The organism is Micrococcoides hystricis (assembly GCF_042434215.1).
In the GTDB taxonomy this organism is placed as follows: Bacteria; Actinomycetota; Actinomycetes; order Actinomycetales; family Micrococcaceae; genus Micrococcoides; species Micrococcoides hystricis.
Map to the genome: position 1 here is coordinate 165,899 of NZ_JBHLUB010000001.1, position 20,260 is coordinate 186,158.

General features: G+C 59.0%; 18 protein-coding genes and 1 tRNA gene. 14 read left to right on the plus strand and 5 right to left on the minus strand.

Annotated features, from left to right (window positions below; all coding sequences use genetic code 11):
• Position 1: 1 nt before the first annotated feature.
• From ACFFFR_RS00760 to ACFFFR_RS00795, 8 genes are all read left to right on the plus strand, one after another.
• On the plus strand, positions 2-616 hold the full coding sequence (locus ACFFFR_RS00760; protein WP_377457335.1) for a Trp biosynthesis-associated membrane protein: 615 nt from the start codon (positions 2-4) through the stop codon (positions 614-616).
• Between the two features lie 85 nt (positions 617-701).
• Complete coding sequence (locus ACFFFR_RS00765) at positions 702-983, plus strand: HGxxPAAW family protein (RefSeq protein ID WP_377457337.1); 282 nt, start codon at positions 702-704, stop codon at positions 981-983.
• Positions 984-1,021: 38 nt separating this feature from the next.
• Positions 1,022-1,834 (plus strand): indole-3-glycerol phosphate synthase TrpC, encoded by an 813-nt coding sequence (trpC, locus tag ACFFFR_RS00770; RefSeq protein WP_377457339.1) that lies wholly within the window; start codon positions 1,022-1,024, stop codon positions 1,832-1,834.
• Between the two features lie 94 nt (positions 1,835-1,928).
• Complete coding sequence (trpB, locus tag ACFFFR_RS00775) at positions 1,929-3,185, plus strand: tryptophan synthase subunit beta (protein WP_377457341.1); 1,257 nt, start codon at positions 1,929-1,931, stop codon at positions 3,183-3,185.
• Between the two features lie 5 nt (positions 3,186-3,190).
• Positions 3,191-3,985: a tryptophan synthase subunit alpha gene (trpA, locus tag ACFFFR_RS00780; protein WP_377457343.1), complete on the plus strand. Its 795-nt coding sequence runs from the start codon at positions 3,191-3,193 to the stop codon at positions 3,983-3,985.
• The gene (lgt, locus tag ACFFFR_RS00785) at positions 3,985-4,935 is read left to right on the plus strand and encodes a prolipoprotein diacylglyceryl transferase (protein ID WP_377457345.1); all 951 of its coding nucleotides are present in this window, start codon (positions 3,985-3,987) and stop codon (positions 4,933-4,935) included. Before trpA ends, lgt begins: the two co-directional genes overlap by 1 nt.
• 103 nt (positions 4,936-5,038) lie before the next feature.
• Entirely contained in the window at positions 5,039-6,532 is a 1,494-nt protein-coding gene (gene pyk, locus ACFFFR_RS00790; protein ID WP_377457347.1) for a pyruvate kinase, read from the plus strand.
• Positions 6,533-6,738: 206 nt separating this feature from the next.
• Complete coding sequence (locus tag ACFFFR_RS00795) at positions 6,739-6,843, plus strand: mycothiol transferase (protein WP_377457348.1); 105 nt, start codon at positions 6,739-6,741, stop codon at positions 6,841-6,843.
• Between the two features lie 79 nt (positions 6,844-6,922).
• Here the strand turns inward: ACFFFR_RS00795 and ACFFFR_RS00800 are convergent, their stop codons facing one another.
• Positions 6,923-7,555 carry an ANTAR domain-containing response regulator gene (locus ACFFFR_RS00800; RefSeq protein WP_377457350.1) on the minus strand — a complete coding sequence of 211 codons (633 nt, stop codon included), beginning with the start codon at positions 7,553-7,555 and terminating at the stop codon, positions 6,923-6,925.
• 117 nt (positions 7,556-7,672) lie between these two features.
• Here ACFFFR_RS00800 and ACFFFR_RS00805 point away from each other — a divergent pair.
• A tRNA-Leu gene (locus ACFFFR_RS00805) sits at positions 7,673-7,754 on the plus strand.
• A gap of 64 nt (positions 7,755-7,818) precedes the next feature.
• Here the strand turns inward: ACFFFR_RS00805 and ACFFFR_RS00810 are convergent.
• Positions 7,819-8,340 carry a hotdog fold thioesterase gene (locus tag ACFFFR_RS00810; protein ID WP_377457352.1) on the minus strand — a complete coding sequence of 174 codons (522 nt, stop codon included), beginning with the start codon at positions 8,338-8,340 and terminating at the stop codon, positions 7,819-7,821.
• A 60-nt stretch (positions 8,341-8,400) separates the two neighbouring features.
• Between ACFFFR_RS00810 and polA the strand changes: the two genes are divergently transcribed.
• From polA to rpsA, 3 genes are all read left to right on the plus strand, one after another.
• A complete protein-coding gene (gene polA / locus ACFFFR_RS00815; RefSeq protein WP_377457354.1) occupies positions 8,401-11,178 on the plus strand; it encodes a DNA polymerase I in 2,778 nt (925 codons plus the stop codon).
• Positions 11,179-11,226: 48 nt separating this feature from the next.
• The gene (locus tag ACFFFR_RS00820) at positions 11,227-12,627 is read left to right on the plus strand and encodes a GNAT family N-acetyltransferase (protein ID WP_377457356.1); all 1,401 of its coding nucleotides are present in this window, start codon (positions 11,227-11,229) and stop codon (positions 12,625-12,627) included.
• A 176-nt stretch (positions 12,628-12,803) separates the two neighbouring features.
• Positions 12,804-14,273, plus strand: a complete 1,470-nt coding sequence (gene rpsA / locus ACFFFR_RS00825) for a 30S ribosomal protein S1 (protein ID WP_377457358.1) — start codon at positions 12,804-12,806, stop codon at positions 14,271-14,273.
• Positions 14,274-14,372: 99 nt separating this feature from the next.
• Here the strand turns inward: rpsA and ACFFFR_RS00830 are convergent, their stop codons facing one another.
• The 3 genes from ACFFFR_RS00830 to ACFFFR_RS00840 are packed head-to-tail and all read right to left on the minus strand — an operon-like array spanning position 14,373 to position 17,346.
• Positions 14,373-15,371 carry a GNAT family N-acetyltransferase gene (locus ACFFFR_RS00830; protein ID WP_377457360.1) on the minus strand — a complete coding sequence of 333 codons (999 nt, stop codon included), beginning with the start codon at positions 15,369-15,371 and terminating at the stop codon, positions 14,373-14,375.
• Between the two features lie 35 nt (positions 15,372-15,406).
• Positions 15,407-16,621, minus strand: a complete 1,215-nt coding sequence (locus tag ACFFFR_RS00835; protein WP_377457361.1) for a class I SAM-dependent methyltransferase — start codon at positions 16,619-16,621, stop codon at positions 15,407-15,409.
• Positions 16,618-17,346 carry an IMPACT family protein gene (locus tag ACFFFR_RS00840; protein WP_377457363.1) on the minus strand — a complete coding sequence of 243 codons (729 nt, stop codon included), beginning with the start codon at positions 17,344-17,346 and terminating at the stop codon, positions 16,618-16,620. The genes ACFFFR_RS00835 and ACFFFR_RS00840 overlap by 4 nt, the downstream gene beginning before the upstream one ends.
• Before the next feature lie 32 nt (positions 17,347-17,378).
• Between ACFFFR_RS00840 and coaE the strand changes: the two genes are divergently transcribed.
• Together coaE and uvrB are read left to right on the plus strand one after the other, a co-directional pair.
• Complete coding sequence (coaE, locus tag ACFFFR_RS00845; RefSeq protein WP_377457365.1) at positions 17,379-17,990, plus strand: dephospho-CoA kinase; 612 nt, start codon at positions 17,379-17,381, stop codon at positions 17,988-17,990.
• A 79-nt stretch (positions 17,991-18,069) separates the two neighbouring features.
• Positions 18,070-20,223: an excinuclease ABC subunit UvrB gene (gene uvrB / locus ACFFFR_RS00850; RefSeq protein ID WP_377457366.1), complete on the plus strand. Its 2,154-nt coding sequence runs from the start codon at positions 18,070-18,072 to the stop codon at positions 20,221-20,223.
• The last annotated feature ends 37 nt before the right edge of the window (positions 20,224-20,260 follow it).

The window sequence follows — 20,260 nt, forward strand, 5'->3', positions numbered from 1 at the left end:
TGTGACGGCATCAACTCCGAAAGCCAACCGACAACCGTTCTACCAGAAACGTGCAACGGTAATCCTGTTCGCGTTGATCATCGCCACGGCCGCGCTGATCTTCGCCGGACAAACATGGATCCAGGTCAGCTCCAGCGACCAGATCGTGCACACCGACCGGATCGATGTTGCCGGTGGGGATGCCACTAATCTGGTGACGGCGATGACCGTGGTGTCGCTGGCCGCAGCCGCGGCCTTGTCATTGGCGGGGACTTGGGCAGCACGGATCATCGGAATGTTGATCGCGGGTGCGGGCATCGTCAACGTGTTCGCGATTAGCACCGTGCTGGCCGACCCACAGACTGCGGCGGCCTCGGTGGTGGCCGAAGCAACCGGGATGCGGGTCATCCCCGGCGAGTACACCGTGACTGCGGCGCCGATCCTGACACTGGTTCTTTCTGTACTGTTGGCCGCCATGGGAATCTTGGTGCTGTTTGTGCATCGGTTCTGGAAGCGCAACCGTAAATATGACACCGCTGCAGCGGGGCCGGCAGAGACCGAATCAAGTGGGGGACACCTAGATGAAATCGATGCTTGGGATGCGTTGAGTGCTGAAGAGGACCCGACGCTACGCTGAGGCTGTCACTAATCCATCTGTTCCATATATTTCATGGCAGAATAGATAAAGCACCATTGCAATCTGTCATCAATTCGAGGGAAGAATGAACATCCAAACTGTTGAGGTAACCGACCGCGATTACGATCCAACACACACCCAGGAGCTCGGCCACGGCAACACGATTGCTGCTTGGGCCCTCGTGCTGACCGTTTCCGTTGGTGCTCTCATCACCGGTATCAGCCTCTTCCTGAGCGCTTGGACCGGTGTCATCATCGGTGTCGTCGTCATCGCCATTGGCTGCGCCTTGGGGATCGGCCTGAAGGCTGCCGGCTACGGCGTTGGTGGTAAGAAGACTGTCGAGCGCGAAGCCAAGAAGGATCGCTAAGCTCGTCACGAGTTTTTGAAAAGGGATAGATAACGTCTGTGAGCACAGTTCTTGATGAGATTAATGCCGGCGTGCGTGAGGACATGCAGGCCCGCATTAACTCCATCTCGCGAACCCGAATCCAAGAGCTGGCGGCTGCGGCCCCACCGGCCCTGAACGCCCTCGACGCTTTGGTCGGCGGCCGTCAGGACCCAACCGGCACGAAGATTATCGCCGAAGTGAAGCGCTCCAGCCCTTCTAAAGGAAAGCTTGCGGACATCCCGGAGCCAGCCAAACTGGCTGCAGACTATGAAGCCGGCGGTGCATCGGTCATTTCCTGTTTGACCGAGCAACGTCGCTTCAACGGTTCACTCGCGGATTTCGACGCTGTCCGGGCCGCAGTGAACATCCCACTGCTTCGCAAAGACTTCACCGTCGATGAGTACATGATCTACGAGGCCCGTGCCCACGGCGCCGATCTCATCTTGCTCATCGTTGCCGCCTTGGACGAAGCACAATTGCGAGACTATCTCGCACTGACCCATGAACTGGGCATGCAGGCGTTGGTCGAAACCCATACCCCGGATGAAATCGAACGAGCCGTAGCCGTCGATGCGAAGCTCATGGGCATCAACGTCCGGAATCTGAAAACGCTTGACGTTGATGTCAGCCATTACGCCACGTTGGCGGCGTTACTGCCGGAAAACGTCATCAGGATTGCCGAATCCGGGGTGGAAGGCGTAGAACAGATTCAAGAGTACGCCTCCCACGGTGCAGACGCGATCTTGGTGGGGGAAGCCCTCGTTAAGCATGGCTCCCCGGCTGAGGCGGTACGAGATTTCCGTGCCGCTGCCGCGGCCACTCGTCGCTGACATACATCATCAAGAGCTCGGAGGTATCCGCCGCACCTACACTGAGGGTGGCGGTGAATCCGGAATAAAGACCATTGAGTGGAAAAGGGACCACATGACAGAGCAACAGCCACAAGCGCAGAAGCTGCGGGATGCAGCAGGGCCCTACTTTGGGGATTTTGGCGGCCGCTGGATGCCAGAATCATTGATGGCGGCTCTGAACGAGCTCGATGAAGCGTTCGAAAAGGCTCTTGCGGACCCTCAGTTCCTTCAAGAGATCGACGATCTCAACAAGTCCTACACCGGTCGTCCCTCCCTGCTGACGGAAGTGCCTCGCTTCGCTGAGCACTGCCACGGGGCTCGGGTCTTCCTCAAACGTGAAGATCTGAACCACACCGGTTCGCACAAGATCAACAACGTACTTGGCCAAGCCCTCTTGGCTAAACGCATGGGCAAAACTCGCTTGATCGCGGAGACCGGGGCTGGCCAGCACGGCGTTGCCACCGCCACCGCCGCCGCCTTGTTCGGGATGGAATGCGTGGTCTACATGGGTGAAGAAGACACCCGGCGCCAAGCACTGAATGTTGCCCGCATGAACCTGCTGGGTGCCACCGTGGTGCCCGTGAAGATCGGTGCCCGCACCCTGAAGGACGCCATCAACGAAGCTCTGCGCGACTGGGTCGCCAGCGTCGAGAACACCCACTATGTGCTCGGCACGGTCGCTGGACCGCACCCTTTCCCGCGCATGGTTCGCTACTTCCACCAAGTCATTGGTGATGAAGCTCGGGAGCAGATTCTCGAAGCTACCGGTCGCTTACCAGACGCTGTCGGAGCCTGCATCGGCGGCGGTTCCAACGCCATGGGCCTCTTCCATGGATTCTTGGATGACCCGGAAGTCGAGTTGTACGGCTACGAAGCCGGCGGTGAAGGACTAGAAACCGGCCGGCACGCGGCCTCGATCACCTTGGGTATGCCTGGTGTACTCCACGGTGCCCGGTCTTTCGTCATGCAGAATGAAGACGGTCAGACCATTGACTCCCACTCAATTTCAGCTGGCCTGGACTACCCATCCGTGGGTCCAGAACACGCCTACCTCGCTGACATCGGTCGAGTCACCTACGAGCCCATCACCGACAGTGAATGCATGGATGCGTTCCAACTGCTCTCCCGGACAGAAGGCATCTTGCCGGCCATCGAGTCGGCCCACGCCCTCGCAGGAGCTCTTCGCCTCGCCAAGCGCTGGCACGAAGAATCCACGGCACAGGACAAGATCATTCTGGTCAACCTGTCTGGCCGCGGCGATAAGGATGTTGCCACCGCGGCCCGTTGGTTCGATCTGGTGGACGAAGAAGATTTGGGCGCAGGAGAGTAAAAAGCATGAGCCAGAACATCGTGTCAAAATCTGCTGAAGCGATCGAAAAAGCACGTTCCGAAGGACGCCCCGCGCTGATCGGTTTCCTGCCAGCAAGCTACCCAACCAAAGACGACTGCATCCAAGCCATTCTCGAACTGGCGAACAACGGTGTCGATATCGTCGAGGTCGGCATCCCGTATTCTGATCCGGTCATGGACGGGCCAGTCATCCAAGCAGCCACCTCAGAGGTGCTCGCCAAAGGTTTCCGGGTCGCCGAAGTCTTCGACATCATCAAGGCGGTCACCGACCAATCGGACGTAACCGTCCTGATCATGACCTACTGGAACTTGGTGGACCGCATGGGTGTCGACGAATTCGCTCGGCGACTCGCCGAAGCCGGCGGCGCCGGCATCATCACCCCGGACCTGGTCCCGGAAGAAGCCGGTGAGTGGGTCACTGCGTCCGATAAGTACGGACTCGACCGCATTTTCCTCACCTCGCCATCCTCAACCATGGAACGGGTGCAAAAAATCGTCGATATCTCCCGCGGCTTTGTCTACGGTGTATCCGTCATGGGCGTCACCGGCGCCCGCGAAGATGTCTCTGATGCCGCCGAGCGCGTGGTCAGCGAAGCGCACGAGGCCGGCGCGCCACGTGTCTGTGTCGGCTTGGGCGTTTCCAAACCCGAGCACGTCGTGGAGATCGGCAAGTACGCCGACGGTGTCATCGTGGGCACGGCTCTAGTGCGAGCCCTCGGCGAAGGCGGTCCAGCGGCCGTCGGTAAACTCGCAGCCGAACTGGCAAGCGCACACGCATAATGGAATTACTCAGCACCCTCGCGTACCTGCCATCCCCAAGCTGGGACGGGTTTTCCATCGGGCCACTGAAGATTCACGCCTACGCCCTAGCCATCATGCTCGGCATCGTGCTCGCACTGTGGCTGGGCATGAAGCGCTGGAAGGAACGCGGCGGAAACCCTGATGCGATCTACGACATCGCGTTCTGGGCGATCCCATTCGGGCTCATTGGTGGTCGCCTGTACCACGTGTTCTCCTCCCCAGACGCGTACTTCGGGCCCGGCTACGACGGTACCGGAGACCCGGCCAAGATCATCGAGATCTGGAACGGGGGACTCGGAATCTGGGGTGCCGTCGCGCTCGGCGCGGTGGGAGCCTGGATCGCAACCCGCGGACCCGGTTACCGATTCTCATCTGTTCTAGACGTACTGGCGCCCGGCATCCTATTGGCTCAAGCAGTGGGCCGCTGGGGAAACTGGTTCAACCAAGAGCTCTTCGGCGCACCCACCGATCTGCCATGGGGGCTCAAAGTCGACCCGGACCGCGTCCCGGCCGGCTACCCCGTGGACACACTCTTCCACCCGACCTTCTTGTACGAGTCGCTATGGAACATTGTCGGCGTGATCATCCTGCTGGCCATCGATCGCCGCTGGGCCTTGCGTGGCGGCAAGATGTTCTGGGCCTACGTCGCCTACTACACGCTGGGCCGTGTTTGGATTGAGATGCTGCGCATCGACCAAGCCGAAATGATCACGCTCTTCGGGGTCACCGCACGCCTGAACGTGTGGACCTCCATCCTGATGTTCATGATCGCCGTGGCAGTGTTGGTCTGGCTCGTGATGCGTGAGCGTGTCCACCCAACCGCGGACTCGATCTACCGTCCCGGCTACCCGAAAACCACTCCCGCCACCGCAGAAACCACCGACGTGGAAGTTACCGACGAGAAGGAATCTTCACCAACACACCGCTAATTTGGAAAAATGTTTTCGCATAGTGGTAATTTCTGTGGCATAGTTAAGGTGAATTCCAACGAGGCCCAGCCTCGCCGCAACCTTCACCAATTAAGGTGGTTTTATGAGACGCGCCAAGATTGTGGCCACATTTGGCCCCGCGACTGCCGGCTATGAAAAAACCCGAGACATCCTCGCTGCAGGCGTTGATGTTGCTCGGATGAACATGAGCCACGGCACCTACGAAGTGCACGAAGAGCAGTACAAGAATATTCGTCAGGCCGCCACCGACCTAGGCCGCAACGTGGCCATCTTTGCCGACCTGCAAGGTCCAAAGATCCGCCTCGGCCTCTTCAAAGAGAAATACTACGAACTCGAAAAAGGCCAGACCTTTACCATCACCACCGATGACATCACCGGTGACAACACCATCAGCTCCACCACCTATAAGGGACTGGTTGGAGACGTGAAACCAGGCGATCGCCTACTGCTCGATGACGGCAAAGTCGCTCTGACCGCTACCGCTGTTGAGGGCAACAACGTCATCACCACCGTTGATGTTCCCGGCCGGATCTCCAACAACAAGGGCATCAACCTGCCAGGGGTGGCCGTTAACGTGCCAGCTTTGAGCGAGAAGGACGAAGATGATCTGCGCTGGGCTTTGAAGCTCGGCGTGGACATGGTCGCACTGTCGTTCGTGCGCGATGCTCGCGACATTGAACGCGTCCACCAGATCATGGACGAAGAAGGCCGCCGAACCCCGGTGATCGCCAAAGTGGAAAAACCCCAGGCCGTGGACGCCATCACCGAAGTGGTGGACGCCTTCGATGCCATCATGATCGCTCGTGGCGACCTTGGCGTGGAGCTGCCGCTGGAAGAAGTCCCAGTCGTTCAGAAGAAGGCCATCGATCTGGCACGCCGCTGGGCGAAACCAGTCATCGTAGCAACCCAGGTCCTCGAATCGATGATCGAGAACCCGCGCCCGACCCGCGCTGAAGCCTCCGACTGCGCCAACGCAGTTCTGGACGGTGCAGACGCCGTGATGCTTTCGGGCGAAACCTCGGTGGGTAAGTACCCGGTTGAAGCCGTTGAGGTTATGGGCCGGATCATCGAAGCCACCGAAAAGACTGACCTGCACCGGATCCCACCACTGGGCTCCAAACCGCGGACCCGTGGCGGAGCCGTGACCCGCGCCGCAGTTGAAATTGCTCAGCAGCTTTCGGCCCAGTACCTGGCTGCATTCACTCAGTCCGGAGACTCGGCACGACGCCTGTCCCGGCTGCGTCCGACCCAACCGATTTACGCGTTCAGCCACGTCGAATCAACGGTCCGGATCCTGTCTCTGAGCTGGGGCATCCAACCAATGCTGGTGGACTTCGCAGAAAACACCGACAAGATGACCGCACAGATCGATCGTTCCCTCCTCAAGGACGGCATCGCCCAAGCCAACGAACTCGTTGTGCTGGCGGCCGGCTCCCCGCCAGGGGTTGCCGGTTCGACGAACCTCATCAAGGTCCACCGGATCGGTGATGTGGCCGACGTCGAGCAGCTCTCCGAGGGTCTGAAGCCACACCCACGCGAACCGATCGGCTTCTGGCCGGCACACTCGCCACGCTAAGTAGTCCAACGGGATAAACCCCTCATCCAAAGAACCGCGGTAGTCCTCCACACACGGGGACTCACCGCGGTTCTTTGGGTTAAACGGTCGTTGAGCTTCTCTCACCTTTGACAGCGTGGCCAGCTAGGCTCAAAGACTTATCTTTCGTGGAGTTCTGATCCGAAGATGCCCTGTTCGGGCAGCTATCTTCCCAGCCATAGGTGCAGATGAGCGTGCGCTGGGTGCTGACTCACATGATTGGGCAATATGCCCGCCACAACGGGCATGCAGATCTGCGGCGCGAGGCAACCGACTGCCAAGTGGGGGAGTAACCCTCAGCGGGCACCAAGCCGCAGTGGCGCAGCGATCTGGCTTCAGCGCTTCACTGCGGCGTCAGTCTTGAGCGAGAAACTATTTCTTCTCGGTCTGCTGGTTGTTGCTTCCAGAGAGCTGCTCGATGACCGCTTCAGCGACCTGCTGCATGCTCATCCGCTTGTTCATCGAGGTCTTTTGAATCCAGCGAAAGGCGTCCGGTTCACTCAGGTTCATCTGTTCGGTGAGCAAGGACTTGGCTCGATCGACCAGTTTTCGGGTTTCGAAGCGCTGCTTGAGGTCAGTGATTTCCTTTTCCAGCTGCTTCATTTGTTCAAAACGGCCGACGGCAACTTCGATAGCCGGAATGAGGTCATGCTCGGTAAACGGCTTCACCACATAGGCCATGGCACCGGCCTTCTGGGCGCGAGCCACCAAATCAGGTTGGGAGAAAGCGGTCAGCAATACGACCGGAGCGATGCCCGCTTCAACGATCTCTTCAGCTGCCGTAATGCCATCCTTGACGGGCATTTGGACGTCCATCAACACCACATCAGGGGTGTGCTCTTTGGCCAGCGTGACGGCTTCTTCGCCGTTGTCAGCTTCAGCTACGACGTTGTAGCCAGCACCGGTGAGCAGCTCGACGATGTCCAGCCGGATAATGGTTTCATCTTCTACAACTAGAACGGAACGAGCAGGTGCCTGCTGATCCGTGTTTTTCTCTTCGGACACAGATGCTTCCTTCAGTAAAATAGGGCCGGAATTATTATCTCACTGTTGAGCTTAAATGGCTGCATAGACGGTTTTGGAAATGGTCGTTGCCTGCCGTACACTTAGTGAAGTGTTCCCGCCCGAATGGCGGAATTGGTAGACGCGCCGCACTCAAAATGCGGTACTTAACGGTGTGTGGGTTCGATTCCCACTTCGGGCACACAGCAACAAAAACCGCGAGGATTCAGCTTCGAATCACTCGCGGTTTTTTGCTTCTGCCGCTTCTAAGGTTTCTTGCGCAAAATCATGTTCGTCATCCGGGCCGTGGAGAGGCGTCGGCCCTGATCATCGCTCATGACAATCTCGTGGGTGCACAGATTCCGTCCCAAGCGAATCGGCCGACACTCCGCTAGCACCCGGCCTTCGGTCGCGGCACGGGTATGGCTGGCATTGATCTCAGTTCCGACCACACCGGTGACGGTCTCGTCCCCCAAGGTAAACGCGTGCATCACGGTGGCGACCGAGCCCAAGGTTTCGGCGAGGACCAGGTGCGCACCGCCGTGGAAAATACCCATGTTTTGCTCGTTGCCGGCGACCGGAACACTCGCGCTCAGAAGCTCTACGGTCATAGTGTGGTAGATCAAACCCATCTTCGCGGCCAGCGGTGAAACACCGAATTTGCCCATGTAATCCCACATCTGTTCGGGCACATTCGCGGCGGCCAAACGGGCTCGTCGTTCTTCGTCCGTATTGGTCGGGGTCACACCCGGGTAATAGGCTAGAGGAGTCGGTTCTGTTGCGCTCATGCTCTCCAGCCTAAGTGCAGTGAATCAGGAATGAGAAAAGACTGTGAGAAAGGCTGATGCATGACCAACACGGAGAAGAAGACGCTCTTGATCCTCGACGGGCACTCGATGGCGTTTCGAGCCTTCTACGCGTTGCCAGCCGAGTCCTTCATGACCGAGTCCGGGCAGTACACCAACGCCGTGCACGGCTTCACCTCGATGCTGCTGACCATGATCAAAGAACGTCAGCCCACCCACGTCGCTGTCGCCTTCGACCTGGACACGCCCACGTTCCGGTCCCAGGACTACGCCGAGTACAAAGCTGGGCGGGCCAAAACTCCTGAAGAATTCCACGGCCAGATCGACCTGATCAACCAGGTGATGGGCACCCTGAACATTCCGACCATCACCGTCGATGGCTACGAAGCCGACGATATCTTGGCCACCATGGCAGCCAAAGGTGAAGCCGAAGGCTTTCACGTGCTGGTGGTCTCCGGCGACCGGGACACCTTCCAACTGATCACCGACAAAACCGAGGTGCTTTATCCCATGAAGGGTGTCTCGGAAATCCCGCCTATGACCGCCGCAGAAGTCGAACGGCGCTACGGGGTAGGTCCGGAACGCTACCCAGATCTGGCAGCACTGGTCGGCGAAGACGCAGATAACCTGCCCGGGGTACCTAAAGTCGGTCCGAAGACAGCCGCCAAATGGATCAACCAGTACGGCGGGACAGCACAGATCCTCGAACACGCCGACGAGATCAAGGGCAAGGTCGGGGAGAACCTGCGCGAGTACCGTGCCAACGTAGAACGCAACCTGAAGCTCAACCGACTGGTGCGCGACCTTGATCTGCCGATTGAGTTGGAGTCCACCCGACTGGAACAACTCAACCGCGACGCTATGGAAGAGCTCTTCGACGCGCTCGAGTTCCGCACCATGCGCAAAAAAGCGCTCGATACCTTCGGAGAGTTGTTCGGCCAAAGCACCGTCACCGAAGACGAAGACGCACCCCAGGTACCCGAAGCCCGCATTGTGACTGAAGCAGCTGCCGCTGAAGAGTTCTTGAGCCAACACTCCGGCAAACCACTCGGTGTCGACTTCACCCTCGTCACCGTGAAAGGCACCCCGGGACAACCTGTTGAACCCAACAGCCTGCCGGTGAAAACCACCAGCCGCAGCAACAACACACCGGTCACCGACGATGTCACCGCGGTTGCACTCTGCGCCCAAGACGACGCGATCTACATCCAATTACCGGACATTAACGCCGAACTTCATGCGGTGCTCGCCGACTATCTGGCGGACCCAGCCGAAGAGAAAATCGTCCACGACGTCAAACGCATCGTCAAAGCGCTGCACGGAGCAGGACTGGAACTGGCCGGGGTCATCGACGACACCAACATCTCCGGTTATCTCATCCAACCAGACCGGCGCGGCTACGATCTGGCCGAGCTAGCCAGCTTCTACCTGAAAACCGAATTGGGGGAGCAGAGCCCAGCTGGCCAGCAAGCCTTCGATTTCGGGGACGGCGCGGATGATGCAAACCAACAACTCGCCCAAGAACGGGTGGAGCGCGCCTTCACCTTGCTGCAGCTACACCATATTTTTGCCGCCGAGTTGATCGAGCGTGGCGCCAACCAGTTGCTGCTGGGTCTGGAGATCCCGTTGGCGTTGGTCTTGGCCGAGATGGAAATGACGGGCATCGCCGTTTCGACTGAGGGCATGAACGAGCTGCTCGATCATTTCAATGAGCAGTTGGAAGAGATCACAGCTCGCGCCTATGCCGCCGCCGGACGGGAAATCAACCTGTCCTCGCCAAAGCAGCTGCAAGAACTCCTCTTTGACGAGCTTGACCTGCCGAAGACCCGGAAGATCAAGACCGGTTACTCCACTGACGCGGAATCCTTGCATGAGCTGTACAACAAGACCGGGAACAAGTTCCTCGAAGCTCTGATGCAGCACCGAGACGTCACCAAGCTGAAGCAGACGGTCCAAGGTCTGGCCGAGGCGTTAGCGGATGATGACCGGATCCACACCACCTATTCTCAGGTTGCCGCAGCGACCGGACGGTTGTCTTCCTTGCGACCGAACCTGCAAAACATCCCGGTCAGGTCCGAAGAAGGCCGCAAGATCCGCAACATCTTCGTTGTCGGTGAAGGCTACGAAACCCTGCTGACCGCTGACTACTCGCAGATTGAAATGCGCATCATGGCGCATCTGTCAGAGGACGAAGGACTAATCCAGGCCTTCAAAGATGGGGAAGATCTGCACCGCTTCGTCGGCGCCCAGGTCTTCCACGTGGAACCGGAAGACGTCAGTGCTGAAATGCGCGCCAAGGTTAAAGCCATGAGCTACGGGCTCGTCTACGGACTGAGTTCCTTCGGCTTGTCTAAGCAGCTCGGCATCGGTGTGGACGAGGCCCGCGAATTGATGAGTGGCTACTTCTCGCGCTTCGGCGCGGTACGCGACTACCTGAGTAACGTGGTCGCTGAAGCCCGCAAAGACGGCTACACCTCGACCATCGAAGGCCGTCGCCGCTACCTGCCCGATTTGGGCTCAAGCAACCGACAGCGTCGGGACATGGCCGAGCGTGCCGCCTTGAATGCACCCATTCAGGGTTCGGCTGCGGACATCATCAAACGAGCCATGCTCGAACTCGACCAGAAACTGCGCGCCGGAAACTACTCCTCCCGGATGCTGCTGCAAGTCCATGACGAATTGGTCTTGGAGATCGCGCCGGGCGAATTGGAAGAGGTCACCGAACTTGTGAAAACCTCGATGGGGTCGGCCGCGACCCTGTCCGTCCCACTGGACGTTCACATCGGGACCGGCGACACCTGGCATGCGGCAGCACACTAGAACCAACACGATAACTCAACAACGCTAAGGAAGAGGGTTCACCACAGCATGAACCAAGATCACCTGAAAGCACCCAGCCTCGCCCCGGGACTGAAAGCCACCCATTTTCAGACCGGTCAAGCAACCGAGGTTACCGGGGACGGTCCTGCCGGTCCGGACGCGGCCACCGAGGAGTTCCTCCGTGCCGTCACCTACGGGTTTTACGGTCCGAAACCCAATGCTGAACGAATGGCGACCAAAACCCAACACTTCGTGGCGGACGGTCTGCGTGCCACCGTTGTGAAACCGGACCCGGCACCAACCGGACCGGAAGCCGAATACGGGCTGGGAGAGAACTTCCCGGTGGGAACCTTCGCCACCTTCTTTGGCAGCTACAACGCCGGCAAGGATGTCAAAGCCGATGCCAGTATCGACCCGTTCCTGCCGGTGGTCATGTGCACTGACGCAACCGTGAACCCGGGGTACCGCCGCCGGGGGATCCTGCGGTACATGATGACCGAAGCGATGCTTCACGGTCTGGAAAACGGTTGTGCCCTCGCCGCACTGACCGCAACCGAGGCAACCATCTACCAGCGTTTCGGCTACGGGGTTGCTTCTCGCCAACACCGGATCAAAGTCAATACCGGCCCCGGTTTCCAGATCAACACCGAAGAATACGGGCGCGTCGTGGCAGCAGACCCGGCAAAGATCGGCGACTTGGCAGACAAGATCTTTGCCACGTTCCACCGCAACAACCCAGGCTCGATCACGCGCCCGGCCGACTATCGGGATCGGATCACCGGAAACTATCCCAAGCGAGACGGCACCTCCAAGGCCGATGCGCTGCGAGCGGCCATCCACATCTCCCCGGATGGGGAAGTGGACGCCTACACCGTCTACGAGATGGTGCAGAAGAACTCCGGCTTCCCGGATTCAATCTTGATCCACGACTTGGTGTACAACGACGTCCAGGCCTATTTGGAGCTCTGGAAGTTCTTAGGCTCCCTCGACCTGATTACCTCGGCCACGTGGGGCTCGGCGCCTGTCCGGGATCCGCTGACCATGGCGATGGCTAACCCCCGGGACTATCAGATCAAAGAACAATTCGATCTGACTTGGGTGCGGGTACTGGATGTGCCACAGGCGATGGCCGGTCGCGGATACGGGGCGGATGGCGCCTGCACCTTGGAGATTTCAGACAACACCAAGATCACTGAAGGCGCGTGGGAACTTCAGGTCAAAGACCTTCAGGGAACCGCCACCAAGGTGGAGTCCATCAACCCGGAGCAACCGGTGTTGCGCATGGAGGCTCATGTGCTGGCCTCCCTGTATAGCGGGGACGTGGACTTGCGAACATTGCTGGCGGCTGGCACCGTCACAGCAGCCGGAAAAGTAGACAAAGAGACCTTAGATCGACTCAACGCGATGTTCCGATTGCACCGCCGGCCGTACTCGGTGACCTATTTTTAGTGTTCTTGCGCAACAACACGCCAAAAAGTTTGTTTTACCGCAAACCGGCTGGTTAGACTAGATACTTGTGTGCGCGCGTAACAGCGCTTCCTGAGCAAGACTCAGATTTACCAAGTAAGTGATCAGCCTTTTTTCGGCTGACTGAGATAACTATTCCATATCGGAGCCCCTACTACATGACCACTCCTACCAACGAGAAGCTCGGTGCCCCACCGGTCGCAATTAACGACATTGGCACCTCTGATGACTTCGCTGCGGCAATCGACGAGACCATCAAGTACTTCAATGATGGCGACCTCGTCGAGGGCACCATCGTTAAGGTTGACCGCGATGAAGTCCTGCTTGACATCGGGTACAAGACCGAAGGTGTAATTCCTTCCCGAGAACTTTCCATCAAACATGATGTTGACCCAGATGATGTTGTCGCCGTTGGTGATACTGTCGAGGCTCTGGTTCTGACCAAGGAAGACAAAGAGGGTCGGCTGATCCTCTCCAAGAAGCGTGCACAGTACGAGCGTGCTTGGGGCGACATCGAAAAGATCAAGGAAGAAGACGGCGTCGTTACCGGTACCGTCATCGAAGTTGTCAAGGGTGGCCTCATCCTCGACATCGGTCTGCGTGGCTTCCTGCCAGCATCCTTGGTTGAAATGCGCCGCGTGCGTGACCTTGGTCCATACACCGGCCAGAAGCTGGAAGCCAAGATCATCGAACTGGACAAGAACCGCAACAACGTTGTGCTCTCCCGCCGTGCCTGGCTGGAGCAGACCCAGTCCGAGGTTCGCTCGACCTTCCTCAACAAGCTGGAGAAGGGCCAGGTTCGTCCGGGCGTTGTCTCCTCCATCGTCAACTTCGGTGCCTTCGTGGACCTGGGTGGCGTGGACGGTCTGGTTCACGTTTCCGAGCTGTCCTGGAAGCACATCGACCACCCATCCGAGGTTGTCGAAGTTGGCCAGGAAGTCACCGTCGAGGTGCTGGAAGTCGACATGGACCGCGAACGCGTCTCCCTGTCTCTGAAAGCCACTCAGGAAGATCCATGGCAGGCCTTCGCCCGCACCCACGCACTGGGTCAGGTTGTCCCAGGTAAGGTCACCAAGCTGGTTCCATTCGGCGCGTTCGTCCGCGTTGAAGACGGTATCGAAGGTCTGGTGCACATCTCTGAACTGGCCGAACGCCACGTCGATCTGGCCGAGCAGGTTGTCAACGTCAACGAAGAACTCTTCGTCAAGGTTATTGACATCGACCTCGAGCGCCGCCGCATCAGCCTCTCCCTGAAGCAGGCTAACGAAGGCGTCGATCCTGAAGGTACCGAATTCGACCCAGCTCTGTACGGTATGGCCGCAGAGTACGACGAAGAAGGTAACTACAAGTACCCAGAAGGCTTCGACCCAGAGTCGAACGAATGGCTGGAAGGCTACGAAGCACAGCGCGAGGCATGGGAGCAGCAGTACGCTGACGCCCAGGCACGCTGGGAAGCCCACAAGGCTCAGGTTGCCAAGGCTCAGGCCGAGGACTCCGCAGCTGCTTCCACCCCAGCCGGTTCCACCGAAGCCCCATCCAGCTACAGCTCTGACGAGGCTACCGACTCCGGTACCTTGGCTTCTGACGAAGCACTGGCTGCACTGCGTGAGAAGCTCACCGGTAACTAACCAAACCTCAGTCGCATAGCCCACCGGGCTTGTGCGACACCATGATGGGCCCCTTCCACTTACGGAACGGGCCCATCATGGGTTAAAGACTGAACCGAATCAGGAACCCGGGTAGAGGATCGAGCGTAGATTCGGGGCCCGATAGTCTGGCCCCTTCAAGACTTTGCCATCAGCCCGCATGACCGGGCTGCCATCGGCTCCGAGCTTGGACATGTTTGCCCGATGCACTTCGGCCATGATCTGTCGAATCGGCATGTCCGTTTCCAAGGCCATCCCGTACAGCACATAGAGGCAGTCCGCCACCGCATCTGCCGCAGCGAGGGTGTCCACGGTCTCGGACTGGAACGGGCGATCCGCCAACTGGGCTAGGGCAGCCCGGATCGGGGCTACCGCGGTTGCCCCATGAATTGCTTCCAAGAGTTCGCACAGCTCCTCAGCGATGAGTTGCCAGCGTGTCTGGGTGTGCGGGACGGAAGCATCCGCCCCGTCAGTTTTGATCGGGAGCCCGAAGACGGTGTGGAACTGGCGGACTTGCTCCAGCGGATCTGCGATGGTGGCGCTCTCCGGCACGTCAGATGTCAGCCACTTGGTGCAGTAATACGCGTCCCGGTGTGTGCCTTTCAGGTAAATGGAGCCAGGCAGTAGCGCATGGACCGTGAATCCCATGGCTTGAGCCGCCCGCAGGGAGGCTATGTTGTTTTCTTCAATCCGGGCGTAAACGAAGTCCAGGTCCAAGTGCTCATGGGCAGCCTTGGAGGCGGCCTGACCGGCTTGCTTCAGGTACCCCTTCCCACGCTGGTCGGGTGCGAGCCAGTACCCCATTTCGGCGCTGCGGCCTTCCTTGTTGTGGAAGTCAATGACCCCGACGAACTCGCCAGAACTGGTCCGGATGACCCAGACTGCGGTGCCGGCGGCCCGCAGCTCGCTGCTGAAGTCGCGCACAAACCACGCAGCGTCGTCCCGGCTATAGGGGGAGGGACACTGGGTGAAAGCCTGAATGAGTGGATCTTGGCAGGCACGGTAGATCTCATCAATGTCTGAGTCTTGCGGAAAAGAGCGGACAAGCTGATCGGTGACTAGCCGGGAGAGGTCATGCATGGAAAACACTCTAGTCCAGCGGTCGTCGTACAGCGTCACCTGCGTTGCGAGACCGTCACCGTAAACTTCGCGTTGCGCGCCACCTGCCGAGTGGGCCCGATCAATGTTTCCAGCTCAGGACGGTACTTGAGTCCCGAGTTCCAGACACACCAGAGGGTTCCGCCGGGGCAGAGTGCGCGGGCCGCAGCGCGGAACAGTTTCGTTGCGATCTGCGTATCGACGGCATGTCCGGAATGAAAAGGCGGATTGAGGACGACATGCGCCACCGAGCCGTCCGCGAACTCTTCCAGAGCATCCATGCGTGCGGCCGAGACCTGCTGCGACACATCACTTAGTTCGGCGCTCCGTAGCGTGGAGATGACTGCGCTGGCTGATTGGTCGACCGCCGTGACGGACAGCGTTGGGTGCAGCAAGGCAAATGAGACGGCGAGGGTGCCGTTGCCGCAGCCCAAGTCCACGATGTGCCCATCCGAGGTCGGTTGGAACTCTTCGGCCATAGCTTTGATCAGGAGTCGGGAACTTGGATCCAGTCTTTCCGCACCGAAGGTGGCAGCACCCCCACTGAGTTCTAGCGCCCCGCCGGGCAGGGCGGCCACGTCATGACTCTTGTGTTGCCACGGCTCGGGTGCGTCGGCGATTGGCTGGGCGGCGACTAAGGCTCGGGCCTTACCGAATCCTCGACTGGCGCTCACGTGGCCGAAGTATCGTCTCAACACCTCGTTCTGGGAGACCGTCATGTACTTTTGGAGGCCCACCGCAACAAGGGTCGCGTCAGGACACAACCGTGCCGCAGCCCAAGCTAACCACCCCAGTTCCTCTTGGGCCCGCGGCAATTTCAGCAGAACCAACTCCACACCCGCCAGTTCCCGTTGCAGCTGTGCATCCGGGCAGCGTAGCTGCTGCATCGAAAGCTGGGTGAACTTATTGGTGTGGTGTGTGCTGGTGAGGTTCTGGAGCGCTGCTCGCTGCTGCGATAGCCGGTCTTGGAAACTATAAATCTGTCCGGTCTTGAGCAGGGCGGCGGCACTAGCTAACGCACCGTAACTGTCGTTGAGGACAAGGAGCGTCTCTAGGTTGAAGGTCCCCTCACGCCTGAGCTCGGTCAGTAGACGAGCGCCCAGCACATCTGCTTGATCGGTGGCGTGCAGGTTCGCGGAGTCGATATCGGGTCGGCGCGTCATGGACAGAAAATGCGCGCGGATCTGGGGTTTCAATTCCGGTAGCTGTGGTGGCACCGTGTAGATGCTCATGCCACATCCACCCATTGCTGTCCGATCAGCTCCGCTTGGGCAGCACCGGCCGTCAACGAGGCGATCATGGTTTCCATGGCATCGACTTTCCCAGCAGCCGCAGAAACACCGAAGGTCAGGACCGCCGTTGTAGCGGCATAGTCGGTCCCCAGGACCGGGTAACCGGCGGCGCGGAGCTCGTTCTCCCAGCGGCCAACCTGATCGTAGGGGGCTTCCAAGGTGTAGTTCAGCAGCTTTTCCCGTCTGATCAGCCGGGCGGCATCCAAGGCGGCGCTCACCGAATCCGAGTAGGCTCGCACCAACCCGCCGGCGCCAAGTTTGATCCCGCCAAAATAACGGACAACGACTGCGCAGATATCTGACAGATCAGTGACGCCGGTGCTGGTTTCTCGCTTGCGTAGGGCATCCAGCATGGGAACCCCTGCGGTGCCGGCTGGTTCACCGTCATCATTGGAACGCTGCACCCCACGGTCCGGACCCAATAAGAACGCCGAACAGTGATGCCGGGCATCATGGTGAACCTTGCGGGTCCGCTCGATCAACTCGCGTGCTGCGGCCTCAGAATCGACGCGTTGCAGATAAGCGATGAACTCGCTTCGTTTGATCTCCAGACTCACACCCACGTCGGCGCCGACGGCACCGGTGGCCTCCGCCGTCGTAGCGGCAGCAGGCTGGGCGGGACCTAAGACGGTGTAAGCGCTCGTGGCAGTCAGATCGGCAGACATATTAGGCTCTAGTCTAGTGATGGGAGGCAAGGATGAGCGAAAACAACAAACTCAGCATCGGGCTCACCGGCGGCATCGCCGCCGGCAAATCAACCGTGGCCGCCGAACTGGCCCGCCTCGGCGCGGAGATCATCGACGCGGATGAGATTTACGCTTGGTGCGTCCGCCCCGGTGGGGAGGGCATGGAAAAACTCATTGCCGAGTTCGGACCGCAGATCGCCAACCCTGACGGCTCGCTCAATCGCCCAGTGCTAGGTCAGCTGGTCTTCAGCGACGAGCAGGCTCGGGCCAAACTCAATAGCATCACGCACCCCATGGTGCGGGAAGAAGCCGCGCGGCGGATCGCCGCCAGTGACAAGGACGTGATCGTCGAAGACATCCCCTTGCTCACTGAAACTGGGCAACACGAACGGTTTGATCTGGTTCTCGTGGTGGAAGCTGACGAAGAAATCCGGTTGCAGCGCATGACCGAGCTGCGCAATATGAACCACGAAGACGCATTGGCCCGGATCAACTCTCAGGCAACGGATGCCCAGCGGCGTGCCATCGCCGATGTGGTGTTACACAATCACGGGGATCGCGCAGATTTGGTCGAGCAAGTTGACCGATTTTGGGAAGAGTACGTGGCGCCATGGCTCGGCTGAGACTTGAGAAGTTTCGCCCTCATGTGAATTGGCTACAAAACCGTGTAGCTTGTCAGCGCGCTGGCATAGACTTATCGGCATGAGTTTGGCGCAAAAGATCAATCGTGTGGTGGCTCCGTTCGAAGTCATCAGTGACTACGAACCGGCCGGTGATCAGCCTGAAGCTATTGCTGAACTTGCCGCCCGCATCAACAACGGTGAAAAAGACGTGGTGCTGATGGGCGCCACCGGTACCGGTAAATCGGCGACGACCGCCTGGTTGATCGAACAAATCCAGCGCCCCACCTTGGTGATGGTGCAGAACAAGACGCTGGCCGCCCAGCTGGCCAACGAGTTCCGGGAGCTGCTGCCTAACAACGCAGTTGAGTACTTCGTCTCCTACTACGACTACTACCAGCCTGAAGCATACGTTCCGCAGACGGACACCTTCATTGAGAAAGACTCTTCCATCAACGAAGAAGTCGAACGGCTGCGGCACTCCGCGACGAACGCGCTATTGACCCGCCGGGATGTGGTGGTGGTCGCCACCGTGTCCTGCATCTACGGTTTGGGTACCCCCGAAGAGTACATCGAACAGATGGCGACCGTCCGTACCGGTGAAGAAATCGACCGGGACGCGCTGCTGCGGCAGTTCGTGAACATGCAGTACGTGCGCAATGACCACGATTTCCACCGGGGCACCTTCCGGGTCCGCGGCGATACCGTGGAGATCATCCCGATGTATGAAGAACTCGCGGTCCGTATCGAATTCTTCGGGGACGAGATCGAAGCGATCTACACGCTGCACCCGCTCACGGCTGAGATCGTGCGCGAAGAAAACGAAATGTATATCTTCCCGGCTTCGCACTACGTGGCCGGTGATGACCGGATGGCCAGAGCCATCAAGGACATTGAACACGAGCTGCAGGTCCGGCTCGCCGAGCTGGAGAAGCAGGGCAAACTTCTGGAAGCCCAACGGTTGCGTATGCGCACCACGTACGACCTGGAAATGATGGAGCAGATGGGCTTCTGCAACGGCATCGAGAACTACTCTCGACACATTGACGGGCGCCCGGCCGGCTCAGCACCGCATTGTTTGCTGGACTACTTCCCGGACGATTTCGTGCTCGTCATTGATGAGTCGCACGTGACGGTTCCGCAAATCGGGGCCATGTACGAGGGCGACATGTCGCGTAAAAGGACGCTGGTTGAACACGGCTTCCGGCTGCCTTCAGCCATGGACAACCGCCCCCTGAAGTGGGATGAGTTCTTAGAGCGGATCGGACAAACCGTCTACCTGTCGGCGACACCGGGCAAGTACGAACTCGGCCAAGCCGACGGAGTGGTGGAACAGATCATTCGCCCAACCGGTCTGGTCGACCCGGAGGTCATCGTTAAGCCCACCAAGGGTCAGATTGATGACCTGCTGGATCAGATCAACGAACGGGTGGAGAAAAACGAGCGCGTCTTGGTCACCACCTTGACCAAACGTATGGCCGAAGACCTCACCGACTACCTGACCGAAAACGGTGTCAAAGTCGAGTATCTGCACTCGGATGTGGACACCTTGCGTCGAGTGGAGCTCCTGCGCGAGCTCCGCATGGGGGTCTTCGATGTTCTAGTCGGTATCAACCTGCTGCGTGAAGGCTTGGATCTACCGGAAGTCTCTCTGGTCGCGATCTTGGATGCGGACAAGGAAGGCTTCCTGCGTTCCACAACATCACTGATCCAGACCATTGGTCGTGCGGCACGAAACGTGTCCGGCCAAGTCCACATGTATGCAGACCGAGTCACCGACTCCATGCGCCAAGCCATCGATGAGACCAACCGTCGCCGCGAGATTCAAATTGCCTACAACACCGAGCACGGCATCTCCCCGCAACCACTGCGCAAACGTATCGCCGACATCACCGACCAGCTGGCGCGGGAAGACGCCGATACCCAAGAACTGCTGGCCGGTATGGGCGGAATCGCACTCGGATTCAAGTACGGGGAAGGCAAACGCGGTTACACGGCCGCCCGAAGCCCCGAACAGGAAGCCGCAGCAGCGGGCCTCGACGCGGCCGAAGAACAGCTGAAAGAAAACGTCGGGACTGTCCCAGCCACCGATCTGGCCGACCTGATCAGCCAATTGAGTGAGCAGATGCATAATGCCGCCGCCGAGCTCAACTTCGAGTTGGCTGCCCGACTGCGGGATGAAGTCGCCGACTTGAAGAAGGAACTGCGGCAGATGAAGGAAGCCGGACACGCCTAAGTTCTGTTTGAGGCTGCAGCCTTTGCTGGGTTAGGCT

Bases quoted from the DNA above. Each gene is read 5' to 3' on its own strand.
- ACFFFR_RS00765 (WP_377457337.1), top strand. From the start codon at position 702: ATGAACATCCAAACTGTTGAGGTAACCGACCGCGATTACGATCCAACA.
- trpB (WP_377457341.1), top strand. From the start codon at position 1,929: ATGACAGAGCAACAGCCACAAGCGCAGAAGCTGCGGGATGCAGCAGGG.
- trpA (WP_377457343.1), top strand. From the start codon at position 3,191: ATGAGCCAGAACATCGTGTCAAAATCTGCTGAAGCGATCGAAAAAGCA.
- lgt (WP_377457345.1), top strand. From the start codon at position 3,985: ATGGAATTACTCAGCACCCTCGCGTACCTGCCATCCCCAAGCTGGGAC.
- pyk (WP_377457347.1), top strand. From the start codon at position 5,039: ATGAGACGCGCCAAGATTGTGGCCACATTTGGCCCCGCGACTGCCGGC.
- ACFFFR_RS00795 (WP_377457348.1), top strand. From the start codon at position 6,739: ATGAGCGTGCGCTGGGTGCTGACTCACATGATTGGGCAATATGCCCGC.
- ACFFFR_RS00810 (WP_377457352.1), bottom strand. From the start codon at position 8,340: ATGAGCGCAACAGAACCGACTCCTCTAGCCTATTACCCGGGTGTGACC.
- polA (WP_377457354.1), top strand. From the start codon at position 8,401: ATGACCAACACGGAGAAGAAGACGCTCTTGATCCTCGACGGGCACTCG.
- ACFFFR_RS00820 (WP_377457356.1), top strand. From the start codon at position 11,227: ATGAACCAAGATCACCTGAAAGCACCCAGCCTCGCCCCGGGACTGAAA.
- rpsA (WP_377457358.1), top strand. From the start codon at position 12,804: ATGACCACTCCTACCAACGAGAAGCTCGGTGCCCCACCGGTCGCAATT.
- ACFFFR_RS00830 (WP_377457360.1), bottom strand. From the start codon at position 15,371: ATGCATGACCTCTCCCGGCTAGTCACCGATCAGCTTGTCCGCTCTTTT.
- ACFFFR_RS00835 (WP_377457361.1), bottom strand. From the start codon at position 16,621: ATGAGCATCTACACGGTGCCACCACAGCTACCGGAATTGAAACCCCAG.
- ACFFFR_RS00840 (WP_377457363.1), bottom strand. From the start codon at position 17,346: ATGTCTGCCGATCTGACTGCCACGAGCGCTTACACCGTCTTAGGTCCC.
- coaE (WP_377457365.1), top strand. From the start codon at position 17,379: ATGAGCGAAAACAACAAACTCAGCATCGGGCTCACCGGCGGCATCGCC.
- uvrB (WP_377457366.1), top strand. From the start codon at position 18,070: ATGAGTTTGGCGCAAAAGATCAATCGTGTGGTGGCTCCGTTCGAAGTC.